Below are 21,912 nucleotides of genomic sequence, written 5' to 3' on the forward strand. Positions count from 1 at the left end.
GCAACAGGCTTTTGACAGGGCAGGGTTTTCCGTGCATCTTGCCGCTCGGCCTACCGAGATCGCGGCACAAGCGACCAGGGCCACAGGGAGGGATTTTGCCAATGGGCAAGCATGTGGTGCTCGTGGAAGACGAGACGAACATCGCCGAGGCGATACGATTTTTACTCGGCCGTGAGGGCTGGCGCGTCGAAACGCTGGCCAATGGCGCGACAGCCGTGGAGGTGATCCGCAAGGCCAGCCCCGATCTGGTGATGCTGGATGTGATGCTGCCGGGCAAAAGTGGTTTCGAAATCCTGAAAGAACTGCGAGCGGATGCGGCGCTGGCCGATCTGCCGATCCTGATGCTGACCGCCCGCGGCCAGACCCGCGACCGCGAAATCGCGCTAGAGGCCGGGGTCAGCCGGTTTATGACCAAACCGTTTTCCAACGCCGATATGCTGGCAGCTGTGCGCGATCTGACCGCCGCAGGCACCGCAAAAGCATGAGCAAGCCCCCCGGCTCGCCGCTGTTTCTGGAACGGCGCAGCTACCGGTTTCGCCGCATGATGGATGCCGTCCGGCTGCTGCCCTTGCTGGTGCTGGCTTTCTGGATGGTGCCTCTGCTCTGGCCTGTGCAGGATGCCCCCGTCGGCGCGGCCGTGCCCATGTCGCACGCGCTGCGCTATGTCTTTGGCGTCTGGCTGGCGGGCATCGTCCTATGCTTTCTGCTTTGGCGGCGCACGGCGCGGCAGATTGCTCAGGAAGCTCAAGACTGATGGTGTCACTGAACCAGTTGGTCGCGGTCTGTCTGCTTTATGTGGTCGGGCTCTTTGCCGTGGCCTTCGCGGCAGAGCGTGCGGCGGCACGGGGGCGGGGCGACTGGCTGTTGCGCTCTCCGCTGGTCTATACGCTGTCGCTGTCGATCTATTGCACCGCCTGGACCTTTTACGGCGCCGTTGGTTATGCCGCGCGGTCGGGGTTGGAGTTTGTGACGATCTACCTTGGCCCGTCGCTGGTGATGATCGGCTGGTGGTGGGTGCTGCGGCGGTTGGTGCGCATCGGGCGGTCGCATCGGGTGACCTCTGTCGCGGATCTGATTTCTTCGCGCTACGGCAAATCGAACCTGCTGGCGATCTTGGTCACCATCATGGCGGTGATCGGGGTGACGCCCTATATCGCGCTGCAACTTCAATCGGTTACCCTGTCCCTGTCGATCTTTGCCAGCGCCGAGCCGGGGGTGACGCCGGGCAGCGACCCGCTGAATTCCGCACAGGCGGCCTTTTGGGTCGCGGTGGGGCTGGCGCTATTCACCGTGCTCTTCGGCACCCGCAATCTTAACGTGAACGAACGCCACCACGGCGTGGTCATCGCCATCGCAGTCGAGGCGGTGGTCAAGCTGCTGGCCCTCCTGGCCGTCGGCGTTTTCGTGGTCTGGGGGCTGGCGGGCGGCGTCGATCAGGCGCTGGCGCAGATCGACCGGTCGGCCCTTGGTCAATGGCAGGTCGAGGGCGGCCGTTGGGCCGCGCTGACGCTGCTGGCCGCTGCCGCCTTCATCTGCCTGCCGCGGATGTTTCAAGTGCTGGTGGTGGAGAATGACGACGAACGTCACCTGCAAACCGCCAGCTGGGCCTTCCCGCTGTATCTCATGCTGATGAGCCTGTTTGTCGTGCCGATTGCCGTGGTCGGGCTGGACCTGCTGCCCGAAGGGTCGAACCCCGATCTGTTCGTGCTGAGCCTGCCGCTCAGCCAAGGGCAGAACAGCCTTGCGATGTTTGCCTTTCTGGGGGGCTTTTCCTCGGCCACGTCGATGGTGATCGTGGCGACGCTGGCGCTGTCGACGATGGTGAGCAACCATATCGTCATGCCGATCTGGCTGACCTACGGGCAGAACTCGGTGCAGCAATCGGGCGATGTGCGTCATGTGGTGATCCTGTCGCGGCGGCTGTCCATCCTGCTGATCATCTCGCTGGGGTATTTCTATTACCGGCTGTCGGGCGGCGGCGGTGCGCTGGCGGCGATCGGGACGATCTCTTTCGGGGGGGTCGCGCAGTTCCTGCCGGTGTTGCTGGGCGGTATCTTCTGGCGCGGGGCCACGCGCACGGGGGCCGTCTGCGGGCTAAGCGTGGGCTTCGCGATCTGGGTCTATACGATGCTCTTGCCCAGCTTTGGCGCAGGCGCGGCGCTGTCGGTCGCGACCTTTCAGGACGGGCTGTTCGGTATGATCCGGATGCGCCCCGAAGCCTTGTTTGGAATCAACGGTTTGGACCCCACTGTTCACGCAGTGATCTGGAGTCTTTCGCTCAATGCGCTGGTCTTTGTCGCCGTGTCCCTGTTCAGCTTTCCCGCCCCTGTCGAGCGGCTGCAAGGCGCGCAATTTGTCAATATCTTCGACCATTCCACCGCCGCCCGCGGGTGGAGCGCGTCTGTCGCGGCCAGCGAGGATCTGATGATCATGGCGCAGCGGATTTTGGGCCCCGCCGAGGCGCAGGGATTTTTTCGCGCGCAAGCCCAGTTGCAGGAAAAATCGGATGGTTTGCCAGAGCCCACGCCGCGTTTTGTTCAGGCGCTGGAGCGTGAATTGGCGGCCTCGGTCGGGGCGGCGACGGCCCATGCGATGGTGTCGCAGCTGGTCGGCGGTGCTTCTGTCTCGGTGCAGGATCTGCTGGCGGTGGCGGACGAATCGGCGCAGATGCTGGAGTATTCAAGCCAGCTTGAAATCAAGTCGCGCGAGCTGACCGATACCGCCGCGAAGCTGCGCCGTGCCAATGACAAGCTGACGCAACTGTCGCATCAGAAAGACAGTTTTCTGAGCCAGATCAGCCATGAACTGCGCACGCCCATGACCTCTATCCGGTCGTTCTCCGAGATTTTGCGCGATGCCCAAGGGCTCGGGCCCGAGGAAAAGACGCGCTATGCCTCGATCATCCACTCCGAAACCATCCGGCTGACGCGGCTGCTGGACGATCTGCTGGATCTGTCGGTGCTGGAAAACGGCGAGGTGTCGTTGAACCGTCAGCGCGGGTCGCTGCGCGATGTGCTGGATCAGGCCGTGACCACAGCGCGCGCCGCCAACACCCGCGCGATCACCATCGACCGCGATCTGCCGGGCGAGGAGGTGATGCTGGAGACGGATCTGGATCGGTTGGTGCAGGTTTTCATCAACCTTATCACAAATGCGCAGAAGTATTGCGTTGCCGACGACCCGCAACTGTCGATCCGCGCGCACCAGCGGGGGCGCCGCATCATTGTGGACTTGATCGACAATGGCGCAGGGATCGACGCGGCCTCGCAGGAATTGATTTTCGAAAAGTTTAGCCGTTTGCCCGGACAGGGCGGCGAGGGGGCCGGCCTGGGGCTGGCGATATGCCGCGAGATTGTCAAACGTTTACAAGGCGATATCTCGTATCTTACCGAGGTGTCGGGCACCGGTTTCCGGGTTGAACTGCCGTTGGCGCAGAATGGGGCCTAGGGCGATTTTTGCTGGCCTGTAAGGGGAATCGTAACTTTTCTGCATCATTTCATAGGGGTGAAATGGCAGTGAAGGATGCGTGCGATGGTGTAATGAATGTAAGTTTCGTCGGTTGATGTCGGGGACATCAGACGTGGGGGTGACAGCGCCGTTGTGGCGCTATCCGTTGGTATGGCTTCTGCAACGGCGCGGTTGGCTTAAGATGGTCTGACCCTAAGCGCGTTGACCCTTGGCGCGTTACGTTTACGCGTAGGGGGCGTTGAGCACACCGCGCATGTGGCTTAGGTCGTAGCCACCGGCCCGTGCGGCCTCGATCAGCGCGTCTGCTGGTTGTTCGCCTGCCTGACCCAAAGCCCATGCGATGGTGGACCGTGTACCCGAGGCGCAATAGGCCAGAACAACCTCGTCCTGCGCCACGCCGATCGCGCGGTTGTGGGCAATGACGTCGGGGGTCATGGTTTGGTGCGTCAACTCTTGCACTGCAAAGCGCAGTCCAGCCGCCTCTGCCGCGGCCTGGATGGCGGCATGCTGATGGCTAGGGGGCACTTCCGCGTCGGGACGGTTGCACAGGATCAAGGTAACGCCAGCCTCTTTGATCGCCTCCATATCGGAGGGGTCGATCTGAGGGGCAGCAAAGAAGCGGGGGGTGATTTGACGAATATCCATAGTTTGACTTATCCAGCCGCCCGCGTTGTGTCTAGTATCCGCCGCGCTTTGGGGGCGATCATCATACCCGCCAGCATGGTGATCAGAAAAATCAGGCCCCCCAAGCTGCCAAACCCAAGCGACGCCAGCGCTGGCCCCGGGCACAGCCCGACCAGCCCCCAGCCCGCGCCAAAGAGCACGGCCCCCACGATCAGCTTGCGGTCCAGCCGCGGGTCGGGGCGTTCGGGGAAATCTCCGCCCACCACGGGCCGCCGCCCGCGGGTCAGCGTCCAAGCGACTGCCATCGGCAAAATGGCCCCGCCCATGACAAAGGCGAGCGTCGGATCCCAATCTCCGAAGAAATCCAGAAACCCCTGGACCTTTTGGGTGTCGGTCATGCCCGACAGATATAGCCCGGTGCCAAACAAGGCCCCGGCGAGGGCAGCAAGCATATTGCGCATCTCAGACCCCTCCGACCAGGGCGCGCAGGGCGACAACCATCAGCGCGCCTGCCGCGATATAAGCGAGCGTGGCGACGATACCGCGCGGGCTCAGCCGCGAAATGCCGCAGACCCCGTGACCCGAGGTACAGCCATTGCCGATGCGCGTGCCCAGCCCGACCAGAAGACCGGCCGCGCCGACCAGCCACAGGTTCTCTGTCAGGTTGGTGGTGGCAGGGACGGGGGCAAAGACTGCGATCACCGCAGGGAAGATGATCAGCGCCGCCAGAAAGCTGCCGCGTTCGGCCCAAGCGCCGCGCGCCGATCCGTCCACCAGCCCGCCGATAATGCCGCTGGCCCCCATGATGCGGCCGTTGCCCAACAGGTAGACCGCAGCGCCGCCGCCAATCATCAGGCCGCCAATCAGGCCCCAAATCCAATCTGTTTCAATCATATGCTATATCGCCCTTTCGTACCGCCGTAAGCGGCGGGTGTCGGGAAAACATATAATGAATGCTGAATGTGTGGCAAGCCGCAAGCGCGAGGTTGACGCTGTGTTGGTCTCTGAGCGCTTGCTATCTATAGAGACAGGGGCGTTATCTATAGAGACAGAGGCAGAAAGTGGCCGTCACTTGCCTTAGCCGAGGATGATACCGACTACGACCATCATCAGCCCGATCACCGACAGCAGCAATGCGCCAAGGTTCATCGGCAGCACTTTTTGCAGGACGATCCGCATCTCTTCTTCGGGCAGGGCGGCGCGTTTGGCACGGGCCACGCGCAGGATACACCAGACAAGCCCGACCAACCCTACAAAGGAGATCGCCGCGCCCGCCCAGATCAGGACGTCAAAGAGTGAAAGAGATGCATTTTCCATAGGCCGCGAGCTATCCGAATTCCGCCCAATGGGCAAGAGTGGCTTGCGGCAGCGCAGGCACGCGGGTAGTCAATGCGCTGACCCATTCAAGACATAGGACGCCCCAGATGAGCGACAGTGCCACCAATCCCGAATCCCAAGACGCCATCGGTGATGCCACATATCGCGTGACCGCGAATGAGCTGCGCCAGTTCGTAGAGCGGATCGAACGGCTGGATGCCGAGAAGAAAGACCTCGCCGAACAGCAAAAAGAGGTCATGGCCGAAGCGAAATCCCGCGGTTACGACACCAAGGTGCTGCGCAAGATAATCGCTCTGCGCAAGCGTGAAGCCGATGATATCGCCGAAGAAGAAGCCGTGCTTGAGATGTATAAAGAAGCGCTTGGCATGTCCTGAGCCGGATGCGGTGCCTCGGGGGCTGATTATGCGCCCACTGGACGCCGCGCGAGACGTTTAATGCCATCGGTACGCGGGGGCAGGGGGCAATTCGGCCCGTCCCACGGGACCCCGCCGCCAAATCCGCTTGCGCCCAAGCGCAGGCCCCAATAGAAGAGCGGAAATTTTTCCGCCCGCGCCCCGCAATGCGCGGCCTTACCCTATGGAGCAAACATGCAGGTCAACGAGACGCTGAACGAAGGTCTGAAACGCGGCTATGCCATCACTGTGACAGCAGCTGAGCTGGAGGCCAAGGTCAACGAAAAGCTGGCCGAAGCGCAGCCCGAAGTCGAGATGAAGGGTTTCCGCAAAGGTAAAGTCCCAATGGCGCTGCTGAAAAAGCAGTTCGGCCAAAAGGTTATGGGCGAAGCAATGCAGGAAAGCATTGATGGCGCCATGCAAGAGCATTTTGAAAAGTCCGGCGATCGCCCTGCGATGCAGCCCGACGTCAAAATGGCGAATGAAGACTGGAAAGAAGGCGACGACGTCGAGGTCACCATGACCTACGAAGCACTGCCCGAGATCCCAGAAGTCGACCTGTCGTCCATCACGCTGGAAAAAATGGTTGTCAAAGCCGATGACGCCGCCGTTGAAGAGGCGCTGGCCAACCTGGCAGAGACCGCACAGGACTTTGAAGCCCGCGAAGAGGGTGCCAAGGCAGAAGACGGCGACCAGATCACATTCGATTTCCTCGGCAAAGTAGACGGCGAAGCCTTTGAAGGCGGCGCGGCGGAAGATTACCCGCTGGTTCTGGGCTCCAACTCCTTCATCCCCGGTTTCGAAGAGCAGCTGGTCGGTGTTGTGGCAGGCGACGAGAAAGACGTAACGGTTTCCTTCCCGGAAGATTACCAAGCGCCTCACCTCGCCGGCAAAGAAGCCGTGTTCGAGTGCAAGGTTAAAGAAGTGAAAAAGCCTGTTGCCGCGAAAGTGGACGACGAGCTGGCCAAGAAATTCGGTGCCGAAGATCTGGCTGCGCTGAAATCCCAGATCGCAGAGCGTCTGGAAGCGGAATATGCCGGTGCCTCGCGCGCTGTCATGAAACGCGGTCTGCTGGACGAGCTGGACAAGCTGGTCAGCTTTGACCTGCCGCCGTCGCTGGTCGAAGCCGAAGCAGGCCAGATCGCGCACCAGCTGTGGCACGAAGACAACCCCGACGTTCAGGGCCATGACCACCCGGAAATCGAAACCACCGACGAGCACAAGAAGCTCGCCGAGCGCCGCGTGCGTCTTGGCCTGCTGCTGGCCGAGCTGGGTCAGAAAGCCGAAGTTCAGGTCACCGACGCGGAAATGACGCAAGCGATCATGAACCAGGCACGTCAGTACCCCGGTCAGGAACGTCAGTTCTTTGAATTCGTTCAGCAAAACCAGCAGATGCAACAGCAGATGCGCGCTCCTTTGTTCGAGGACAATGTCGTTGATCACGTGTTTGAACAGGCGACATTGAACGAGAAAGAAGTGTCGAAAGAAGACCTGCAGAAAGCCGTAGAAGAGCTGGAAGACGAATAAGTCTTTCCCCTTTTTCGGTATGAAAAAGATCAAAGCCGTCCCGTTTGGGGCGGCTTTTTTCGTTAGACGGCTGGGGGGTTATCCGTTTTAGTGCAGCAAAATGCGGCAGTTCCGGTCAAGGGGAGGGTGGTAGACACATGTCAGATCAAGCCAGCAACAGGGCGCGTCGCGCCGCGAGAGCAAAGACACCCCTGACCGAGGAGGAGCGCAAAGCCCGCCGGCGTGCAAAGCGGAACCTGCGTCAGGCCGAGGCGATGGGCTTTCTCAAGGGGGTGACAGCGATGCTGAAGCCTGGCGATCTGGCGATGGACTGCGGGGCCAATGTGGGTGTCGTGACCCGTTTGTTGGCCGACACAGGCGCCGAGGTGATCTGCTATGAACCCGACCCTTATGCGTTTGAACAGCTCACGACGGCTGTGAAAGACCGCGCGAACGTGCGTCTGGTCAACGCGGCGGTTGGGGCCAGCTCGGGCACTGTGCGGCTGATGCGGGCCGCGAATTTTGACGACAATATGAAGCGGGCGTCGGTCAAAAGCACAATCGTCGATGGCGGGCGTACGATTGACGCAGACAATTATGTCGATGTCGCATTGCTCAATTTTCTGGAAATCATCAGGGCTGAAATCGATAAACGCGGCGAGATCGCTTTTGTGAAGATGGACATCGAAGGCGCGGAGCTTGATCTGCTTGAGGCGATGGATGCAGCGGATTTGATCAAGGGGATCAGGTGCTTGGTCGTGGAAACCCATGAGCGCAAGTTCGCGGATCTCAGACCGAGGTTCCGCGCGCTGCGCGAAACCTTTGCTGCGAAATACCCTGCGCGACAGGTGAACCTCGACTGGATCTGAGAGAGGCACGCCTGCGCCCATGGGGCAGCGCGGCGCGCCTTAGGGGGCTCAGCCTTTGCGCAGGCCGGTTTCAACCAGCATACCGCGTCGTTTGGCCTCGTAATAATAGCCGCGGGCGTACCATTTGATTGCGGAGGCGTGATCGCCATCAGACAGCAGCCAAGCGCCGCGCAGGTATTTGACGCCGTATTTCAAGTTTACATCAGGATCGAGAAGATCGCCGGCATCGCCGCGAAACCCCATGCCGCGTGCGGTGGCGGGCAGGATTTGCAGCAGGCCGAAGTAGGGCCCATTGCGGGCCTCTGGACGGTGGGTGCTTTCACGGATGGCAAGACGGTGGACCAACGGGCGGGGGACGTCGTAGTGGTCGGCCCATTTGTTGATCAGCCCGCGCAGCTCGGGCGTCTCGTTGGGATAGAGCGGCAGCTTGCGGGGCGCGGGGGCGGGCTCTGGTGCGGTACTGGCGCAGGCAGAGAGGGCAGGTGTGCAAAGCAACATCTGGCAAAGGGAACGACGTGTGAGGGCGATCATGCGGGTGACTCGCATCGTTGACGGGAGCCAAATACTTACAACGCCGGGGGCACCGCGCAACAAGGCCAGCGCCGGATGGGCAGAGGGTCGCTTAGCACAGGGCGGCATATTGCCGATCGCGCAATGAAAAACGCCGCCGCTGAGAGGTCAGCGGCGGCGTTTCATTTGGAATCAGATCGGAAGGCTTAGGCTTGCGCTTCGTCTTCGTCTGTTTTCTCGACAGCTTCTGCCAGATCGTCGTCGTCGGATGCGGCGGAGCCGATATCGTCGAACAGTTCAGAGATCTCGAATTCGGCTGCAGCTTCTTCTTCTGCGGCCAGTTCCTGGATCGACTTGCCTGCGGCCTGAAGCTCGGCCTCTTCAGGGGAACGTGCAACGTTCAGCTGAATGGTGGCTTCGACTTCGGGGTGCAGGACGACGGTGACGTCATGCAGGCCCAGGTCTTTGATCGGGCTGCCCAGAACGACCTGTTTGCGGTCGATGGTGAAGCCTTCGGCTGTGGCAACGTCTGCCGCGTCACGGGTCGTAACCGAACCGTAAAGCGCACCCGAATCGGAGGCGGAGCGGATGACGATGAACTGCTGACCGTTAAGCTTGTCGGCCAGTGCTTCGGCTTCTTTTTTGGTCTCGAGGTTTTGTGCCTCAAGCTGGGCTTTCTGACCTTCAAAGGCTTCGATGTTGGCTTTGGAAGCCGACAGCGCTTTGCCTTGGGGCAGCAGGAAGTTGCGTGCGTAGCCGGGCTTTACGTCCACGACTTCGCCCATTTGGCCCAGTTTGGCCACACGTTCCAGAAGGATAACTTGCATGTGCTTTCTCCTTACTTAACGGCGTAGGGCAGCAGGGCGAGGAAGCGGGCGCGTTTGATGGCACGGGCCAATTCACGCTGCTTTTTCGCGGAGACTGCGGTGATGCGGGAAGGAACGATTTTGCCGCGCTCAGAGATGTAGCGCTGCAGAAGACGTGTGTCTTTGTAATCGATTGCCGGTGCGTTGTCGCCCGAGAAGGGGCAGACCTTACGACGGCGGAAAAATGGTTTAGCGGCCATGGTTTATGTCCTTTATTGCAAGCTGATGATCAACGACGTTCGCGGCGTTCGCCACGCTCGGGGCGTTCGTCACGTTTCTGCATCTGAACCGATGGCAGCTCTTTGTGCTCATCAACTTTGATGGTCAGAACGCGCATCACGTCATCATGCAAACGCATCAGGCGTTCCATTTCCTGTACGGCGGTCGCTGGTGCGTCCGAACGCAGGAAGGCATAGTGGCCCTTGCGGTTTTTGTTGATCTTGTAGGCCATCGTTTTAACGCCCCAGTATTCGCTGTCGACGAGCTTGCCGTCGTTGTCAGCCAAAACTGTGCCAAAATGTTCGATAAGGCCTTCTGCTTGCGTGTTGGACAAGTCCTGACGCGCAATCATAACATGCTCATAAAGCGGCATGTGCACTCCTATTTATATCAAGGCGCATTTCATAGGCAGGGCATTTGCGTTTTGCGGCCCCACCACGAGAGTCTGCGCGGTTCAAAAGATGATGCAAAACGAAGGGCCGATATACACGGTTTTGCAGGCAGGGCAAGGGTGCGTTGGCGCTATGGCACGGGCGTCTATCGATTTGGGGCGGATGATCCTTTGAAAAGTACCACTTCGATCACGGTCGCGCCTCTTTTTCGTCATGAACCCATACGAGAACTGAAGCGGAGATCACACGGTTAAGCAAGGTTTATCAGAGCAATGGGCGCAGTTTCGAATTTCTCCGCGGATAGTCTTCAGTTTTCGGCACAGGCCGGAATGGTAGATGGCTCTCGGGCGGTGGTGCGCAGCGTCCAGCGGTTGTTGGGGGCGGCCTTGGTGCTGGCGGCGTCGGGGTTGTGGCTGACGCCGGGGTCGAACTTTGGGTCAGATGTGATGCTGTTCAAGGTCGGGCTGTCGGCGGTGTCTGTGATGTTGGGGGCAAGCCTTTTGCTGTCGGGGCAAAAGCCCGCGCTGCCCGAGATCCAGATCGACACGCTGCGGCGCGAGCTGCGTCTGGTGCGCCCGCGCACGATGGGGGCGCAACGGGTGCTGCAACGCTGCAGTTTTGGCGATCTGGGACGGGTGGAGCGTGTGGGCCGCAACTTTCACTTCTGGGACGGGCGCGGCAATTTCATCGTTGATGTCCATATCGCAGAGCGCCGCGTGGTCGATAACCTGACCTTTAGCCTGCGCGACTCGGGCCAGGCGATCTGATCGTAGCTTGGTCGTGATGTGCGTGTTTATGCATGTCTGACGCGCGACTGTTCGCCAATGCGCACTAACTGTTGAACACTGCTGGGTTGCTGAAACGCTGAAATGCTTCATGTATGGTGCAGACAAACGCCAACAGGAGTATTCCAATGACCATGAAGTCTGTCCTTCTTGCCACCGCCCTGACACTGGGTGCCACCTCTGCTTTCGCCGCCGAGAAATATGTGCTGGACGCAAGCCACAGCCAGATCGTCTTCACCTATAACCACCTTGGGTTCTCGACCACCACATCGATGTTCAGCGGTTTTGACGGTGAAATCATGCTGGACGAGGCAGAGCCCGCGAACTCCTCTGTCTCCGTATCTTTCCCGGTCAAAGACATGATCACCGGCTGGGAACCCCGCACCGAACACTTCATGACCGCTGATTTCTTTGGTGCCGAAGATGGCGACATGGTGACGTTCGAATCCACCGGTATCGAGGTCACAGGCGAAAAGACCGCATTGATCACCGGTGATCTGACCATGAACGATGTGACCAAATCCGTTGTGCTGGATGCCAAGCTGAACCAGATGGGCGAGCATCCGATGGCCAAGAAGCCTTGGGCCGGTTTCGACGCGACGACCACGGTCACACGCACCGATTTCAACCTTGGTCAGTTCGCGCCGTTCGTCAGCGACGAAGTGCAAGTGAACATCTCTATCGAAGCGATGAAGGCTGAATAAGCTTTCCACCGTTTATTAAGAAACGAGAACGCCGGGGCAGGACCCCGGCGTTTTTGCGTTTATGGGGGGCGGGGCCCTAGGGCCCGCGCCGACGTTGGCGGGATTACTGCCCGCGTGTGGCGGTGAGGTCGATATTCACCGTGACGCTGAACGCCAGCGTGCTTTCGTCCGTCACCGTTTCCCCGATGCCGAAGTTGCGGCGGTCCAGCGTAGTGGAGCCTGACATCCGGGCAGTGTCGTCCTGCAACGTCAGGGTGAAAGGCAGGTCGACCGGCATCGTCTGATCCTTGATCGTCAGGCTGCCCGCTGCGACATAGCCGTCGGCGGTGGCATTGATATCAGCCTGAAAAATCGCGGTGGGGAAGGCCTCGCTGTTGAAGAAATCCGCCCCCATCGCCTGATCCGTCACCGACCCGAGGCTCAGCGACGGGATCGCGACCGTGGTCGTTACGTCGCCCGCTTTGCCGGATTGTACGGTGTCGTCAAATGTGATCGCGGATGTCCAGTCGGCAAAGCTGCCAGCCACGACGGACCCGAACTGCGTGACTTCAAGCGCGATGGTACCATCCTGCACCTGCCAGTCAGAGGCGACATCCTCTAGCGCGGCAGTTTCGGTCGGGGCGGGTTGATCGCTTTGCTGGCCCAAGCCAAGGCCCAGCCCCAGCCCGAGGGCAATCGCGGCGACCCAGACCACAGTGGCGGTGACCACCGGCGCGGCAGAGTGGTGTTGAGCAGGCAGCGGGCCGACGACGGCTTCGCCCGGCAGCATCCGCCGCAGGGTCGAATCGCGGTCCACAACGTGGTGCTTCACCGCGCCGGCGATATGCAGGATCAACGCGCCGATCAGCAGTTTGCCCGAGATGACGTGCAGCGCGCCAAAGGCGTGCTCTACAGTTGTGTTCTTGGGAATAAACGGCAGCGACTGCCCCAGCGGCCACCAGATCGGCGCAAAGCCAGAGGCAGCGGCGTGGTTGATCCAGCCGGCCAGCGGGACGATCACCAGCGATCCATAGAGCACCCAATGCACCGTTTCCGCCAGCCAGCTTTCCAGACGGTGATCCGCGTTCAGCAGCCCCGGTTTGGGTTGGGTAAAGGCCCAGACGATGCGGGCAAGGGCGACAAAGAAGACCGTCACGCCCAGTGTTTTGTGCAGCGAGAAGAGCCACGCTTTGCGGGTCAGCGCCGCTTGCGTATCGTGGGGCAGATCGCTGGCATAAAGGCCAAGGGCGATCAGGGTGAGGATCAGCAGCGCGGTGAGCCAGTGAAAGAACTTGGTCACCTCGCCATAGCGGATTGAGGTATTGGTTAAGGCCATCTGGGTGCTCCGTCGCGAAATGGGTCGTTTCTGCTTACCGCAACGGGGCTTGGGGACCAATGCGGATCAGCGCACAGTCGCCGTGCAGGCTTGTTTGACAGCCACCCACGCGCTAAAGCGCTGGAAACGCAAATTCGGGGGACTTTATGACCATTGCATTCGTATATCCGGGCCAAGGCGCGCAAACCATCGGAATGGGCCGCGATCTGGCCGACGCCTATCCGGCGGCAAAGGCCGTGTTTGACGAGGTGGACGAAGCCTTGGGTGAAAAGCTGTCGACGCTGATCTGGGAAGGCGACGCGGAGGAGCTGACGCTGACACAGAACGCGCAGCCTGCGTTGATGGCGACCTCGATGGCGGCGATGGCGGCGTTGAAGGCCGAAGGCGTTACCGTCGACAAAGCGGCGTATGTCGCGGGCCATTCGCTGGGTGAATATGCCGCACTCTGCGCGGCGGGGACATTCTCGCTTGCCGATACGGCGCGGTTGCTGCGCATCCGGGGGCGGGCGATGCAGGCGGCTGTGCCCGTGGGGCAGGGCGCTATGGCCGCCCTTCTGGGGCTGAGCTTTGATCAGGCCGAGGCCGTCGCCGCAGAGGCCGCACAGGGCGAGGTCTGTCAGGTCGCCAACCAGAACGATCCGGCGCAGAATGTCGTTTCGGGCAGCAAGGCTGCCGTGGAACGCGCGATTGATCTGGCGAAAGCGGCCGGTGCCAAGCGTGCGCTGCTTTTGCCTGTGTCTGCTCCGTTCCACTGTGCCCTGATGGCCCCCGCCGCAGAAGAGATGGCCGGTGCGCTGGCGGATGTGACGATGAACGCCCCCGCCGTGCCCGTGGTGGCGAATGTGGTGGCCGAGGCGGTCACCGATCCCGAACAGATCCGCAAGCTGCTGATCGAGCAGGTCACCGGTCAGGTGCGCTGGATGTCGTCGGTTGAATGGATGGGCGCGCAGGGCGTGACCGAGGTCTGGGAAATCGGCGCGGGCAAGGCGCTGTCCGGCATGATCCGCCGTATCAACAAGGAAATCACCTGCGTGAACATCGGCACCGCTGCCGATGCCGCTGCCGTGAAAACGGCCTGAGTCAGGCTGCGAAAGGAATTACATATGTTTGATCTTACTGGAAAAAATGCGCTGGTCACCGGGGCTTCGGGTGGTATCGGCGCGGAAATCGCGCGCAGCCTGCATGCCCGTGGCGCGACTGTGGGCCTGTCCGGCACCCGCACCGAACCTCTTGAGGCGCTGGCCGCCGAACTGGGCGAGCGCGCCCATGTGCTGCCCTGTAACCTGAGCGATATGGACGCCGTTGACGCGCTGCCCAAACAGGCGGCCGAAGCGATGGGATCGGTCGATATTCTGGTCAACAACGCCGGCATCACCCGCGACAACCTGTTCATGCGCATGTCGGATGATGAATGGAATTCGGTCCTGAACGTCAACCTGACCGCGACATTCAAGCTGTGCAAAGGCGTGATGCGCGGCATGATGAAGGCGCGTTGGGGCCGGATCGTGAATATCTCGAGCGTGGTCGGGGCCACCGGTAACCCCGGTCAGGCGAATTATGCCGCGTCCAAGGCCGGTATGGTGGGCATGTCCAAATCGCTTGCCTATGAGGTTGCCAGCCGCGGGATCACCGTGAACGCGGTCGCCCCCGGTTTCATTACCACGGCAATGACGGACAAGCTGACCGACGACCAAAAGGCGGGAATCATGGGGCAAATCCCTGCGGGCCGTATGGGCGAAGCATCCGAAATCGCGTCGGCTGTTGTCTATCTGGCAAGCGCGGAAGCCGCCTATGTTACCGGAACCACCTTGCATGTGAACGGCGGCATGGCCATGTTGTGACCCTGCGCTGCAAAGCGTTTGCCAAATCTGCGTCTTGTGCTAAATGGGGCGCAGAATCCATCATAGGGAGGCTTGATTGCCCCCCTTACCTTGTGACAACAAGGGCCATAGCCGCCCCTCGGGGCACGATCCATACGGACCACATAAGGTTCTGACGGAAACAGAAGAGGGCAGGATTGCCCGAATGAATGAGGACTGAATATGAGCGACGTCGCAGACCGCGTAAAGAAGATCGTTGTAGAGCACCTGGGTGTTGAAGAAGACAAAGTTGTCGAGAACGCATCGTTCATCGACGATCTTGGCGCAGACAGCCTCGACACTGTTGAGCTGGTTATGGCGTTCGAAGAAGAGTTCGGCATCGAGATCCCCGATGACGCAGCCGAGAACATCCAGACCTTCGGCGACGCGGTCAAGTTCATCAAAGAAGCGTCCTAAGACGTTTTCGCCAGCCGCAGCCCCATAGGCGTCGCGGCGGCACGAGATTTAGAGAACGGCGTTCTTCCTAGCGGAAGGGCGCCGTTTTTGCTTGGGGGGACCGCGCGTCACTTGCCTTGCGCGGGCTGCGGCGTGACACTGGCTGCGACAGAAATTCAAGCGTGAAGGTAATTCACCACATGTCGCGATCAGTACCGACCATCAATACCGCCCGTCTCACCCTGCGCGCCATGCGGGCCGAAGACTTCCCCCGTTATGCTGACATCTGGGCCACGCCCGCCGTGGTGACCCATATTACCGGAAAGCCCAAACCCAAGGCCGAAAGCTGGGATGCGTTTCTGCGCAATGCGGGCCATTGGCAGATTGTCGGGTTTGGGCAATGGGCGATCCAGTCGCGCGGCACCCGCGAGATGGAAGGTCAGGTCGGGTTTTTCTTTGGTTCCCGCGGGTTTGGCGACGATTTCGATCCCTTTCCCGAGGCCGGCTGGGTGCTGGCCCCCGAAGCGCAGGGCACGGGGCTGGGGCTGGAAGCCGCGCGCGCGGCGCATGACTGGTTCGACCGCGTGGTGACGGGGCGCACGGTATGCATGATCGCCGTGGCGAATGCATCGTCGCTGCGTCTGGCCGAGACCTTGGGATATACCGCGCTGCGCGACATAGAGCTTGACGGCGACAAGATACGTCTGATGACGCGCAAAGGCCCGCCGGTCTGACCGTGGCTTGGGCGCTTCGCGTCTTGAAATTTACGGTCTCGGCAAGGTATAGCCGGTCAACGCAAAGAAACACCAAGGGGCTTGGATATGCGCAGAGTAGTAGTGACAGGTTTGGGATTGGTAACTCCGTTGGCCGATGGCGTGGAGGCCAGCTGGTCCAGAATTTTGGATGGTCAGTCCGGGGCGGGCAAGATCACGGGCTTCGATCCCAGCAAGCTGGTCACTCAATACGCCTGCGAAGTGCCGCTTGGCGACGGTACGGATGGTACCTTTAACGGCGACAAGTATATGGAGCCGAAAGAACAGCGCAAAGTGGATACGTTTATCCTGTTCGGCATGGCCGCAGCACAACAAGCGGTCGAGGATTCCGGCTGGATGCCCACGGACCGCGAAGATCTGGAACGCACCGGCGTCTTGATCGGGTCAGGCATTGGGGGCCTGAACTCTATCGCGAACACTGCCGTGATGATGCACGAGAAAGGCCCGCGCCGCGTGAGCCCGTTCTTTGTGCCCGGCGCGCTGATCAACCTGATCTCGGGTCAGGTATCGATTCGCTATGGATTCCGCGGCCCGAACCATTCGGTTGTGACCGCCTGTTCCACCGGTGCCCATGCGATTGGTGACGCAAGCCGTCTGATCCAGCATGGCGACGCGGATGTGATGATTGCCGGCGGGGCCGAGGCCGCGATTTGCGAGATCGGCATGGCCGGGTTCAACGCCTGTAAGGCGCTGTCCACCAAGCGGGGCGACGACCCCACCAAGGCAAGCCGCCCCTATGACGCGGATCGTGACGGCTTCGTCATGGGCGAGGGCGCGGGCATTGTCGTGCTGGAAGAATACGAACACGCCAAGGCACGTGGCGCGAAAATCTATGCCGAAGTGCTTGGCTATGGTCTGTCGGGCGATGCCTATCACATCACCGCCCCTGCCGAGGACGGCGACGGGGCCGAACGGTCCATGCGCAACGCCCTGCGTGGTGCCGGGCTGGAGCCAAAAGACATCGACTATATCAACGCGCATGGCACATCGACCATGGCTGATGTGATCGAGCTGGGCGCGGTCGAGCGGATGCTGGGTGATGCGGTTGAGACGGTCACCATGTCGTCGACGAAATCCGCGACCGGTCACCTGTTGGGGGCTGCTGGCGCGATCGAGGCGATCTTCTCTATCCTCGCGATCCGCGATCAGGTGGCCCCACCGACCATCAACCTCGACAATCCTGCGGTTGAAACCAAGATCGATCTGGCCCCGAACAAGAAGGTCGAGCGCAAGATTGATGTCGCGCTGAGCAACTCTTTCGGCTTTGGTGGCACCAACGCGAGCGTGATCTTCGGGAAAGCATCCTAATGTGGCGTCATATCGCGTCTAACGCTGTTACGTTTCTGATTTTAGGCTTGTTTTTGTTAGGCGGGATTATCCTGTGGGGGCGGGGGCAGTATGATGCCCCCGGTCCGCTGTCGCAGGCGATCTGCCTGCAGGTGGAGCGCGGGTCGAACATGCGTGCCGTGGGCGATGATCTTGCTACGCAAGAGGCCGTAAGCTCGGCTGCGATCTTCCGTCTTGGGGCAGAGTATGAGGAAAAGACCCGCGACCTGAAGGCGGGGAGCTTTCTGATCCAGCCCGAAGCCTCGATGAAAGAGATCGTAGACACCGTGACACGCGGCGGGGCAAGCACCTGCGGTACCGAAGTTGTCTACCGCATCGGTGTGAACCGCATCAGCACGCAGGTGCGCGAGCTGGACCCCGTAACAAGCCGTTTCGTCGAGCGTGCCGAATTCACCCCCGGTGAGGATGAGGTGCCAGAGGTCTATACCCAGACCAAGGCGAAGGCCGACACGCGGTTCCGCATCGCGATGGCAGAGGGCGTGACAAGCTGGCAGGTGGCCGAGGCGTTGAAAGCCATCGACCTGCTGTCAGGCGAGATCGCGGCGGTGCCTGCGGAGGGATCTTTGGCCCCCGACAGCTATGAGGTCTCGGAAGGGGACGACCGCGCCGAAATCCTGACGCGTATGGCCGCGGCACAAGAACAGCGTTTGGCCGAAGCCTGGGAGGCTCGCGATCCGGGGCTGCCTGTCGAGACGCCTGAGGAACTGTTGATCCTTGCCTCTATCGTCGAGAAGGAAACCGGCGTACCGGAAGAGCGCGAACAGGTGGCGAGCGTTTTCGTCAACCGTTTGAATCAGGGCATGCGTCTGCAGACGGACCCGACCGTGATCTACGGGATCACCAACGGGCAGGGCGTCTTGGGGCGTGGTCTGCGCCGCAGTGAGCTGCGCAAGGAGACCCCGTTCAACACCTACGTCATCGACGCGCTGCCACCGACGCCGATTGCGAACCCCGGACGTGCGAGCCTGATGGCTGCGGCACAACCGGCCAGCGAGGACTATGTTTTCTTTGTTGCCGATGGCACCGGCGGTCACGCTTTTGCCGAGACATTGGAAGAGCATAACGCCAATGTCGCGCGCTGGCGCCAGATCGAGGCGGAGCGTGGCGCGGAAGCGGCGGGCAATGCGTCGACGGGCGGAAACTAAGCGTCAGAGCGGGCGCGGATTTGGGTTAAATTAGGAATTTATTAACCATCGTAAGGGCTTGGAAGGTTTTGGTAACCTTGTTTTCCTTGACTTTGCGTCCGCTCTGACATAGAAATACGTCCATGCTAGAAGACATGGGCAAACGGCCCCGGATTAAGTTCCGGTGGCCGTTTTTTCGTGTCTGCTCGGGTTGGAGGTCCAAAACGAGAGGTAAGAGCAAGATGACGATGAATACCCCGGAACAGGAAATTGCTGCCAGCGAAGAGCAGCTTCAGGCGTTGCAGGTCGCGATCCGCGATTTGCGCCGCGAGATAGAGAGCCTGCGAGAACAGGCCCGATCCGGGGAGGAAGTAAACGAAACAGCAGCGTCGAAGGCATTGGGTAAGGCCAGTGGCATGGTGGCGACCTGCGTCAAGGTGGAGACCTATCTGAATGAGTGCAGAAACAGACAAGCGGGCATTGCCCGAGGCGGATACGCGCTGGACATGGAAAGGGCGCGGGCTGACATCGGGTGCAAGCTGGATCGGCTCCGCCGATGTTGCGGTGCAAGACCGGTTCTTGAATGATCTGGATGAGGGAGAGCTTTTGGCTCTCCCTTTTTTGTTCGAGTTCTGGGCCATGCCGCATCAGCTGCCCCCCGACGGCGACTGGCGGTCCTGGGTGATCATGGGCGGGCGCGGTGCGGGCAAGACGCGTGCGGGGGCGGAATGGGTGCGTGCGCAGGTCGAAGGGTCGCGGCCCTTGGATGCGGGGCGCTGTCGCCGCGTGGCGCTGGTGGGAGAGACCATCGAGCAGGTGCGCGAGGTGATGATCTTTGGCGATAGCGGGATATTGGCGTGCTCGCCCGCGGATCGGCGACCGGATTGGGAGGCGACGCGCAAGCGGTTGGTCTGGCCCAATGGAGCCGTGGCAACGGTGCATACGGCGCATGATCCAGAGGGGCTGCGCGGGCCGCAGTTCGATGCGGCCTGGGTGGATGAGTTGGCCAAGTGGAAGAAGGCGGAAGAGACGTGGGACCAATTGCAGTTCGCCTTGCGGTTGGGGGAGGATCCGCGGGTCTGTGTGACCACGACTCCGCGCAATGTCGGCGTATTGAAAAACCTGCTGGCGTCGCCGTCGACCGTGACCACCCATGCCCCGACAGAGGCGAATGCCGCGAACCTTGCGGGCTCTTTCCTGGAGGAGGTGCGGGCGCGCTATCGCGGGACGCGGTTGGGGCGGCAAGAGCTGGACGGTGTGCTGCTGGCTGATGCGGAAGGGGCGCTGTGGACCTCCGAGCGGATCGAGGCCGGGCGGGTGCGGGATGTGCCGCTGCTGGACCGGATCGTCGTGGGGTTGGACCCTGCCACCAGCGCCGGCGCGGGGTCGGATGAATGCGGGATCGTGGTGGTGGGCGCGCAAACCCAAGGCCCGCCGCAGGATTGGCGGGCCGTGGTGCTGGCCGATTGCACGGTGCAGGGGGCGACCCCGTCGGGCTGGGCGCGCGCGGCGATCAGCGCGATGGAGCAGTACGGCGCAGATCGCCTTGTCGCCGAGGTCAATCAGGGCGGGCAGATGGTGGCGGAGGTCTTGCGTCAGGTCGACCCATTGGTGCCGGTCAAATCGGTTCATGCCAGCCGTGGCAAGGTGGCGCGGGCGGAGCCTGTGGCGGCGCTTTATGAGCAGGGGCGCGTGGGGCATGTGGCGGGGTTGGACGCGCTGGAGGACCAGATGTGCCGGATGACAGCGCGGGGCTTTGAGGGCGGCGGATCGCCGGACCGCGTCGATGCGCTGGTCTGGGCGCTGCATGAGCTGATGATCGAGCCTGCGGCGCAGTGGCGGATGCCCGGGGTGCGTGGATTGTGAGCGCGTTGCGGAGGAGAGCGGCCCTTCGGGGAGAGTTTAACGGGCAAAATGAAGCGCTGTTGCGGGCGGGGCGTTCGCTCTGGTCGGGCGGCGTTAAGGGATTGGTGAGATCTTCATGGGGCGGTCAATGAGCAGGGAGAGCAGCGGCATGGTTTTTGATTTTCTCAAACGGGGGGCGGTTGAGGTGGTTGCGGAGAAGAAAGCCTCTGCCACGGGGCCTGTCGTTGCGGTTCAGACCAGCGGGCGCGTGGCCTGGAGCCCGCGCGATGTGGTCAGCCTGACGCGCAGCGGGTTTTGCGGCAACCCTGTGGGGTTTCGGTCGGTGAAGCTGATTGCGGAGGCCGCGGCGGCCCTGCCGCTGGTGTTGCAGGATGCCGCGCAACGGTTCGAGGCGCATCCGCTGCTGGATCTGGTGGCACGGCCCAATGGGGCGCAGGGGCGTGCGGAGCTGCTGGAGGCGCTTTATGCGCAGCTATTGTTGACAGGCAACGGCTACATCGAGGCGGTTGGCGCGGGGCCGGTGCCGGTGGAGCTGCATGTTTTGCGGTCGGATCGCATGTCGGTGGTGCCGGGGGCGGATGGCTGGCCGGTGGCCTATGAATATGCCGTCGGCGGGCGCAAGCATCGGTTTGACGTGGCCGGGGATACGGCCGCGATCTGTCACATCAAGAATTTCCACCCGCAGGATGACCATTATGGGTTCAGCCCGTTGCAGGCGGCGGCGATGGCCTTGGATGTGCACGGCGCGGCTTCGCGCTGGAGCAAGGCGTTGCTGGATAATGCGGCGCGGCCATCGGGGGCGATTGTGTATCGCGGGGCCGAGGGGCAGGGCAAGCTGAGCGATGATCAGTACGACCGTCTGGTCAGCGAGATGGAGAGCCACCATCAAGGCGCGCGCAATGCGGGGCGGCCGATGCTGCTGGAAGGTGGGTTGGATTGGAAGCCGATGGGATTTTCGCCCTCGGACATGGAGTTTCACCGCACCAAGGAGGCGGCGGCCCGGGAAGTGGCGCTGGCTTTTGGAGTGCCGCCGATGCTGCTGGGGATCGCGGGGGATGCGACCTATGCCAATTATCAGGAGGCGCATCGGGCGTTCTACCGGCTGACGGTCCTGCCTTTGGCCACGCGGGTTGCCGCGGCGCTTGGTGCGTGGCTGGCGGGGTTCACGCATGAGGCAGTGACGTTGAAGCCCGATCTAGATCAGGTGCCCGCCCTGGCGCAGGAGCGTGACGCGCAATGGGCGCGGGTGGCGGGGGCGGATTTCCTGTCGCAGGCGGAAAAGCGGTCCTTGTTGGGGCTGCCAGCGGTGGCGGCGGATGGTTGAGGAGATGGGATATGACCGGTTTGAATGTGCGCCGGGGTTGCGGTTGCAGGCGCATGAGAGGGTGAGCGCGATCCACCACGAGAATCTTTTGCAGCGACTCGACCGCTTGGAAGAGATGATGGAGCGGCTGGAGCGGCGGTTGTGGTTGACCGTCTATGGTGTGGTCGCGGTGATTTTGGCGCAGGCGGTACAGTCGTTTCTGGTGGTCGCGCCGTAGCAATTTGAACGCAAGGGA

At 61.4% G+C, this 21,912-nt stretch carries 27 protein-coding genes; 18 read left to right on the top strand and 9 right to left on the bottom strand.

The window, feature by feature from the left end:
• Nucleotides 1-101: 101 nt before the first annotated feature.
• From B4F27_RS04000 to B4F27_RS04010, 3 genes are read left to right on the top strand one after another with little or no spacing between them, the layout of a single operon-like run.
• Nucleotides 102-485 (top strand): response regulator transcription factor, encoded by a 384-nt coding sequence (locus tag B4F27_RS04000; RefSeq protein ID WP_074635113.1) that lies wholly within the window; start codon nt 102-104, stop codon nt 483-485.
• Nucleotides 482-754 carry a hypothetical protein gene (locus B4F27_RS04005; protein WP_009826724.1) on the top strand — a complete coding sequence of 91 codons (273 nt, stop codon included), beginning with the start codon at nt 482-484 and terminating at the stop codon, nt 752-754. Before B4F27_RS04000 ends, B4F27_RS04005 begins: the two co-directional genes overlap by 4 nt.
• A complete protein-coding gene (locus B4F27_RS04010; protein WP_286758928.1) occupies nt 754-3,447 on the top strand; it encodes a sensor histidine kinase in 2,694 nt (897 codons plus the stop codon). The genes B4F27_RS04005 and B4F27_RS04010 overlap by 1 nt, the downstream gene beginning before the upstream one ends.
• A 243-nt stretch (nt 3,448-3,690) precedes the next feature.
• Here B4F27_RS04010 and B4F27_RS04015 read toward each other — a convergent pair whose 3' ends face one another.
• The 4 genes from B4F27_RS04015 to B4F27_RS04030 all read right to left on the bottom strand — a co-directional run bounded on the left by B4F27_RS04015 (nt 3,691) and on the right by B4F27_RS04030 (nt 5,409).
• Nucleotides 3,691-4,113, bottom strand: a complete 423-nt coding sequence (locus tag B4F27_RS04015; RefSeq protein ID WP_286758929.1) for a TIGR01244 family sulfur transferase — start codon at nt 4,111-4,113, stop codon at nt 3,691-3,693.
• Nucleotides 4,114-4,121: 8 nt separating this feature from the next.
• Nucleotides 4,122-4,553, bottom strand: coding sequence for a DUF6691 family protein (locus B4F27_RS04020; protein ID WP_286758930.1), 432 nt, complete (start codon nt 4,551-4,553; stop codon nt 4,122-4,124).
• 1 nt (nt 4,554) lies between these two features.
• Complete coding sequence (locus tag B4F27_RS04025) at nt 4,555-4,986, bottom strand: YeeE/YedE family protein (RefSeq protein WP_286758931.1); 432 nt, start codon at nt 4,984-4,986, stop codon at nt 4,555-4,557.
• A 183-nt stretch (nt 4,987-5,169) separates the two neighbouring features.
• Nucleotides 5,170-5,409: a hypothetical protein gene (locus B4F27_RS04030; RefSeq protein WP_005852805.1), complete on the bottom strand. Its 240-nt coding sequence runs from the start codon at nt 5,407-5,409 to the stop codon at nt 5,170-5,172.
• Between the two features lie 107 nt (nt 5,410-5,516).
• On the opposite strand from B4F27_RS04030, the gene B4F27_RS04035 reads away from it, so the two are divergent.
• The 3 genes from B4F27_RS04035 to B4F27_RS04045 all read left to right on the top strand — a co-directional run bounded on the left by B4F27_RS04035 (nt 5,517) and on the right by B4F27_RS04045 (nt 8,197).
• Nucleotides 5,517-5,804 carry a DUF2312 domain-containing protein gene (locus tag B4F27_RS04035; protein ID WP_009826729.1) on the top strand — a complete coding sequence of 96 codons (288 nt, stop codon included), beginning with the start codon at nt 5,517-5,519 and terminating at the stop codon, nt 5,802-5,804.
• A 213-nt stretch (nt 5,805-6,017) separates the two neighbouring features.
• A complete protein-coding gene (gene tig, locus B4F27_RS04040; protein ID WP_286758932.1) occupies nt 6,018-7,349 on the top strand; it encodes a trigger factor in 1,332 nt (443 codons plus the stop codon).
• A 137-nt stretch (nt 7,350-7,486) separates the two neighbouring features.
• The gene (locus B4F27_RS04045) at nt 7,487-8,197 is read left to right on the top strand and encodes an FkbM family methyltransferase (RefSeq protein WP_286758933.1); all 711 of its coding nucleotides are present in this window, start codon (nt 7,487-7,489) and stop codon (nt 8,195-8,197) included.
• A 48-nt stretch (nt 8,198-8,245) separates the two neighbouring features.
• Here the strand turns inward: B4F27_RS04045 and B4F27_RS04050 are convergent, their stop codons facing one another.
• From B4F27_RS04050 to rpsF, 4 genes are all read right to left on the bottom strand, one after another.
• Nucleotides 8,246-8,695 carry a transglycosylase SLT domain-containing protein gene (locus B4F27_RS04050; protein WP_414717686.1) on the bottom strand — a complete coding sequence of 150 codons (450 nt, stop codon included), beginning with the start codon at nt 8,693-8,695 and terminating at the stop codon, nt 8,246-8,248.
• A 218-nt stretch (nt 8,696-8,913) separates the two neighbouring features.
• Nucleotides 8,914-9,534: a 50S ribosomal protein L9 gene (gene rplI / locus B4F27_RS04055; protein WP_286758935.1), complete on the bottom strand. Its 621-nt coding sequence runs from the start codon at nt 9,532-9,534 to the stop codon at nt 8,914-8,916.
• A gap of 11 nt (nt 9,535-9,545) precedes the next feature.
• Nucleotides 9,546-9,773, bottom strand: coding sequence for a 30S ribosomal protein S18 (gene rpsR, locus B4F27_RS04060; protein WP_005852865.1), 228 nt, complete (start codon nt 9,771-9,773; stop codon nt 9,546-9,548).
• A 29-nt stretch (nt 9,774-9,802) separates the two neighbouring features.
• Nucleotides 9,803-10,165 carry a 30S ribosomal protein S6 gene (rpsF, locus tag B4F27_RS04065; RefSeq protein WP_005852867.1) on the bottom strand — a complete coding sequence of 121 codons (363 nt, stop codon included), beginning with the start codon at nt 10,163-10,165 and terminating at the stop codon, nt 9,803-9,805.
• Between the two features lie 348 nt (nt 10,166-10,513).
• On the opposite strand from rpsF, the gene B4F27_RS04070 reads away from it, so the two are divergent.
• Together B4F27_RS04070 and B4F27_RS04075 are read left to right on the top strand one after the other, a co-directional pair.
• Nucleotides 10,514-10,951, top strand: a complete 438-nt coding sequence (locus B4F27_RS04070; RefSeq protein WP_037944993.1) for a hypothetical protein — start codon at nt 10,514-10,516, stop codon at nt 10,949-10,951.
• A gap of 152 nt (nt 10,952-11,103) precedes the next feature.
• A complete protein-coding gene (locus tag B4F27_RS04075; protein ID WP_174226624.1) occupies nt 11,104-11,673 on the top strand; it encodes a YceI family protein in 570 nt (189 codons plus the stop codon).
• A gap of 103 nt (nt 11,674-11,776) precedes the next feature.
• On the opposite strand, the gene B4F27_RS04080 is transcribed toward B4F27_RS04075, so the two are convergent.
• Nucleotides 11,777-12,988 carry a cytochrome b/b6 domain-containing protein gene (locus B4F27_RS04080; RefSeq protein WP_286758936.1) on the bottom strand — a complete coding sequence of 404 codons (1,212 nt, stop codon included), beginning with the start codon at nt 12,986-12,988 and terminating at the stop codon, nt 11,777-11,779.
• Nucleotides 12,989-13,134: 146 nt separating this feature from the next.
• On the opposite strand from B4F27_RS04080, the gene fabD reads away from it, so the two are divergent.
• From fabD to B4F27_RS04130, 10 genes are all read left to right on the top strand, one after another.
• Nucleotides 13,135-14,067: an ACP S-malonyltransferase gene (fabD, locus tag B4F27_RS04085; RefSeq protein WP_184582355.1), complete on the top strand. Its 933-nt coding sequence runs from the start codon at nt 13,135-13,137 to the stop codon at nt 14,065-14,067.
• Between the two features lie 24 nt (nt 14,068-14,091).
• Nucleotides 14,092-14,829, top strand: a complete 738-nt coding sequence (gene fabG, locus B4F27_RS04090) for a 3-oxoacyl-[acyl-carrier-protein] reductase (protein ID WP_005852879.1) — start codon at nt 14,092-14,094, stop codon at nt 14,827-14,829.
• A 201-nt stretch (nt 14,830-15,030) separates the two neighbouring features.
• The gene (locus B4F27_RS04095; protein WP_005852881.1) at nt 15,031-15,264 is read left to right on the top strand and encodes an acyl carrier protein; all 234 of its coding nucleotides are present in this window, start codon (nt 15,031-15,033) and stop codon (nt 15,262-15,264) included.
• Between the two features lie 179 nt (nt 15,265-15,443).
• Nucleotides 15,444-15,977, top strand: a complete 534-nt coding sequence (locus tag B4F27_RS04100; protein ID WP_005852883.1) for a GNAT family N-acetyltransferase — start codon at nt 15,444-15,446, stop codon at nt 15,975-15,977.
• Between the two features lie 87 nt (nt 15,978-16,064).
• On the top strand, nt 16,065-17,324 hold the full coding sequence (gene fabF, locus B4F27_RS04105) for a beta-ketoacyl-ACP synthase II (protein WP_074635104.1): 1,260 nt from the start codon (nt 16,065-16,067) through the stop codon (nt 17,322-17,324).
• On the top strand, nt 17,324-18,508 hold the full coding sequence (gene mltG / locus B4F27_RS04110; protein ID WP_037944000.1) for an endolytic transglycosylase MltG: 1,185 nt from the start codon (nt 17,324-17,326) through the stop codon (nt 18,506-18,508). Before fabF ends, mltG begins: the two co-directional genes overlap by 1 nt.
• A 221-nt stretch (nt 18,509-18,729) precedes the next feature.
• Nucleotides 18,730-19,074, top strand: a complete 345-nt coding sequence (locus B4F27_RS04115; protein WP_286758937.1) for a hypothetical protein — start codon at nt 18,730-18,732, stop codon at nt 19,072-19,074.
• A gap of 52 nt (nt 19,075-19,126) precedes the next feature.
• The gene (locus tag B4F27_RS04120) at nt 19,127-20,353 is read left to right on the top strand and encodes a DNA-packaging protein (protein WP_286759139.1); all 1,227 of its coding nucleotides are present in this window, start codon (nt 19,127-19,129) and stop codon (nt 20,351-20,353) included.
• Nucleotides 20,354-20,501: 148 nt separating this feature from the next.
• Nucleotides 20,502-21,677, top strand: coding sequence for a phage portal protein (locus tag B4F27_RS04125; protein ID WP_074635102.1), 1,176 nt, complete (start codon nt 20,502-20,504; stop codon nt 21,675-21,677).
• Nucleotides 21,670-21,894 carry a GTA head formation protein, RCAP_rcc01685 family gene (locus B4F27_RS04130; protein WP_005852894.1) on the top strand — a complete coding sequence of 75 codons (225 nt, stop codon included), beginning with the start codon at nt 21,670-21,672 and terminating at the stop codon, nt 21,892-21,894. The genes B4F27_RS04125 and B4F27_RS04130 overlap by 8 nt, the downstream gene beginning before the upstream one ends.
• The last annotated feature ends 18 nt before the right edge of the window (nt 21,895-21,912 follow it).

Source organism: Sulfitobacter sp. UBA1132 (assembly GCF_002311545.1).
In the GTDB taxonomy this organism is placed as follows: domain Bacteria; phylum Pseudomonadota; class Alphaproteobacteria; order Rhodobacterales; family Rhodobacteraceae; genus Sulfitobacter; species Sulfitobacter pontiacus.

Excerpts from the sequence above, each read along its gene's own strand:
- B4F27_RS04000 (WP_074635113.1), top strand. The coding sequence starts at position 102 with ATGGGCAAGCATGTGGTGCTCGTGGAAGACGAGACGAACATCGCCGAG.
- B4F27_RS04005 (WP_009826724.1), top strand. The coding sequence starts at position 482 with ATGAGCAAGCCCCCCGGCTCGCCGCTGTTTCTGGAACGGCGCAGCTAC.
- B4F27_RS04010 (WP_286758928.1), top strand. The coding sequence starts at position 754 with ATGGTGTCACTGAACCAGTTGGTCGCGGTCTGTCTGCTTTATGTGGTC.
- B4F27_RS04015 (WP_286758929.1), bottom strand. The coding sequence starts at position 4,113 with ATGGATATTCGTCAAATCACCCCCCGCTTCTTTGCTGCCCCTCAGATC.
- B4F27_RS04020 (WP_286758930.1), bottom strand. The coding sequence starts at position 4,553 with ATGCGCAATATGCTTGCTGCCCTCGCCGGGGCCTTGTTTGGCACCGGG.
- B4F27_RS04025 (WP_286758931.1), bottom strand. The coding sequence starts at position 4,986 with ATGATTGAAACAGATTGGATTTGGGGCCTGATTGGCGGCCTGATGATT.
- B4F27_RS04030 (WP_005852805.1), bottom strand. The coding sequence starts at position 5,409 with ATGGAAAATGCATCTCTTTCACTCTTTGACGTCCTGATCTGGGCGGGC.
- B4F27_RS04035 (WP_009826729.1), top strand. The coding sequence starts at position 5,517 with ATGAGCGACAGTGCCACCAATCCCGAATCCCAAGACGCCATCGGTGAT.
- tig (WP_286758932.1), top strand. The coding sequence starts at position 6,018 with ATGCAGGTCAACGAGACGCTGAACGAAGGTCTGAAACGCGGCTATGCC.
- B4F27_RS04045 (WP_286758933.1), top strand. The coding sequence starts at position 7,487 with ATGTCAGATCAAGCCAGCAACAGGGCGCGTCGCGCCGCGAGAGCAAAG.
- B4F27_RS04050 (WP_414717686.1), bottom strand. The coding sequence starts at position 8,695 with ATGTTGCTTTGCACACCTGCCCTCTCTGCCTGCGCCAGTACCGCACCA.
- rplI (WP_286758935.1), bottom strand. The coding sequence starts at position 9,534 with ATGCAAGTTATCCTTCTGGAACGTGTGGCCAAACTGGGCCAAATGGGC.
- rpsR (WP_005852865.1), bottom strand. The coding sequence starts at position 9,773 with ATGGCCGCTAAACCATTTTTCCGCCGTCGTAAGGTCTGCCCCTTCTCG.
- rpsF (WP_005852867.1), bottom strand. The coding sequence starts at position 10,165 with ATGCCGCTTTATGAGCATGTTATGATTGCGCGTCAGGACTTGTCCAAC.
- B4F27_RS04070 (WP_037944993.1), top strand. The coding sequence starts at position 10,514 with ATGGTAGATGGCTCTCGGGCGGTGGTGCGCAGCGTCCAGCGGTTGTTG.
- B4F27_RS04075 (WP_174226624.1), top strand. The coding sequence starts at position 11,104 with ATGAAGTCTGTCCTTCTTGCCACCGCCCTGACACTGGGTGCCACCTCT.
- B4F27_RS04080 (WP_286758936.1), bottom strand. The coding sequence starts at position 12,988 with ATGGCCTTAACCAATACCTCAATCCGCTATGGCGAGGTGACCAAGTTC.
- fabD (WP_184582355.1), top strand. The coding sequence starts at position 13,135 with ATGACCATTGCATTCGTATATCCGGGCCAAGGCGCGCAAACCATCGGA.
- fabG (WP_005852879.1), top strand. The coding sequence starts at position 14,092 with ATGTTTGATCTTACTGGAAAAAATGCGCTGGTCACCGGGGCTTCGGGT.
- B4F27_RS04095 (WP_005852881.1), top strand. The coding sequence starts at position 15,031 with ATGAGCGACGTCGCAGACCGCGTAAAGAAGATCGTTGTAGAGCACCTG.
- B4F27_RS04100 (WP_005852883.1), top strand. The coding sequence starts at position 15,444 with ATGTCGCGATCAGTACCGACCATCAATACCGCCCGTCTCACCCTGCGC.
- fabF (WP_074635104.1), top strand. The coding sequence starts at position 16,065 with ATGCGCAGAGTAGTAGTGACAGGTTTGGGATTGGTAACTCCGTTGGCC.
- mltG (WP_037944000.1), top strand. The coding sequence starts at position 17,324 with ATGTGGCGTCATATCGCGTCTAACGCTGTTACGTTTCTGATTTTAGGC.
- B4F27_RS04115 (WP_286758937.1), top strand. The coding sequence starts at position 18,730 with ATGACGATGAATACCCCGGAACAGGAAATTGCTGCCAGCGAAGAGCAG.
- B4F27_RS04120 (WP_286759139.1), top strand. The coding sequence starts at position 19,127 with ATGCCGCATCAGCTGCCCCCCGACGGCGACTGGCGGTCCTGGGTGATC.
- B4F27_RS04125 (WP_074635102.1), top strand. The coding sequence starts at position 20,502 with ATGGTTTTTGATTTTCTCAAACGGGGGGCGGTTGAGGTGGTTGCGGAG.
- B4F27_RS04130 (WP_005852894.1), top strand. The coding sequence starts at position 21,670 with ATGGTTGAGGAGATGGGATATGACCGGTTTGAATGTGCGCCGGGGTTG.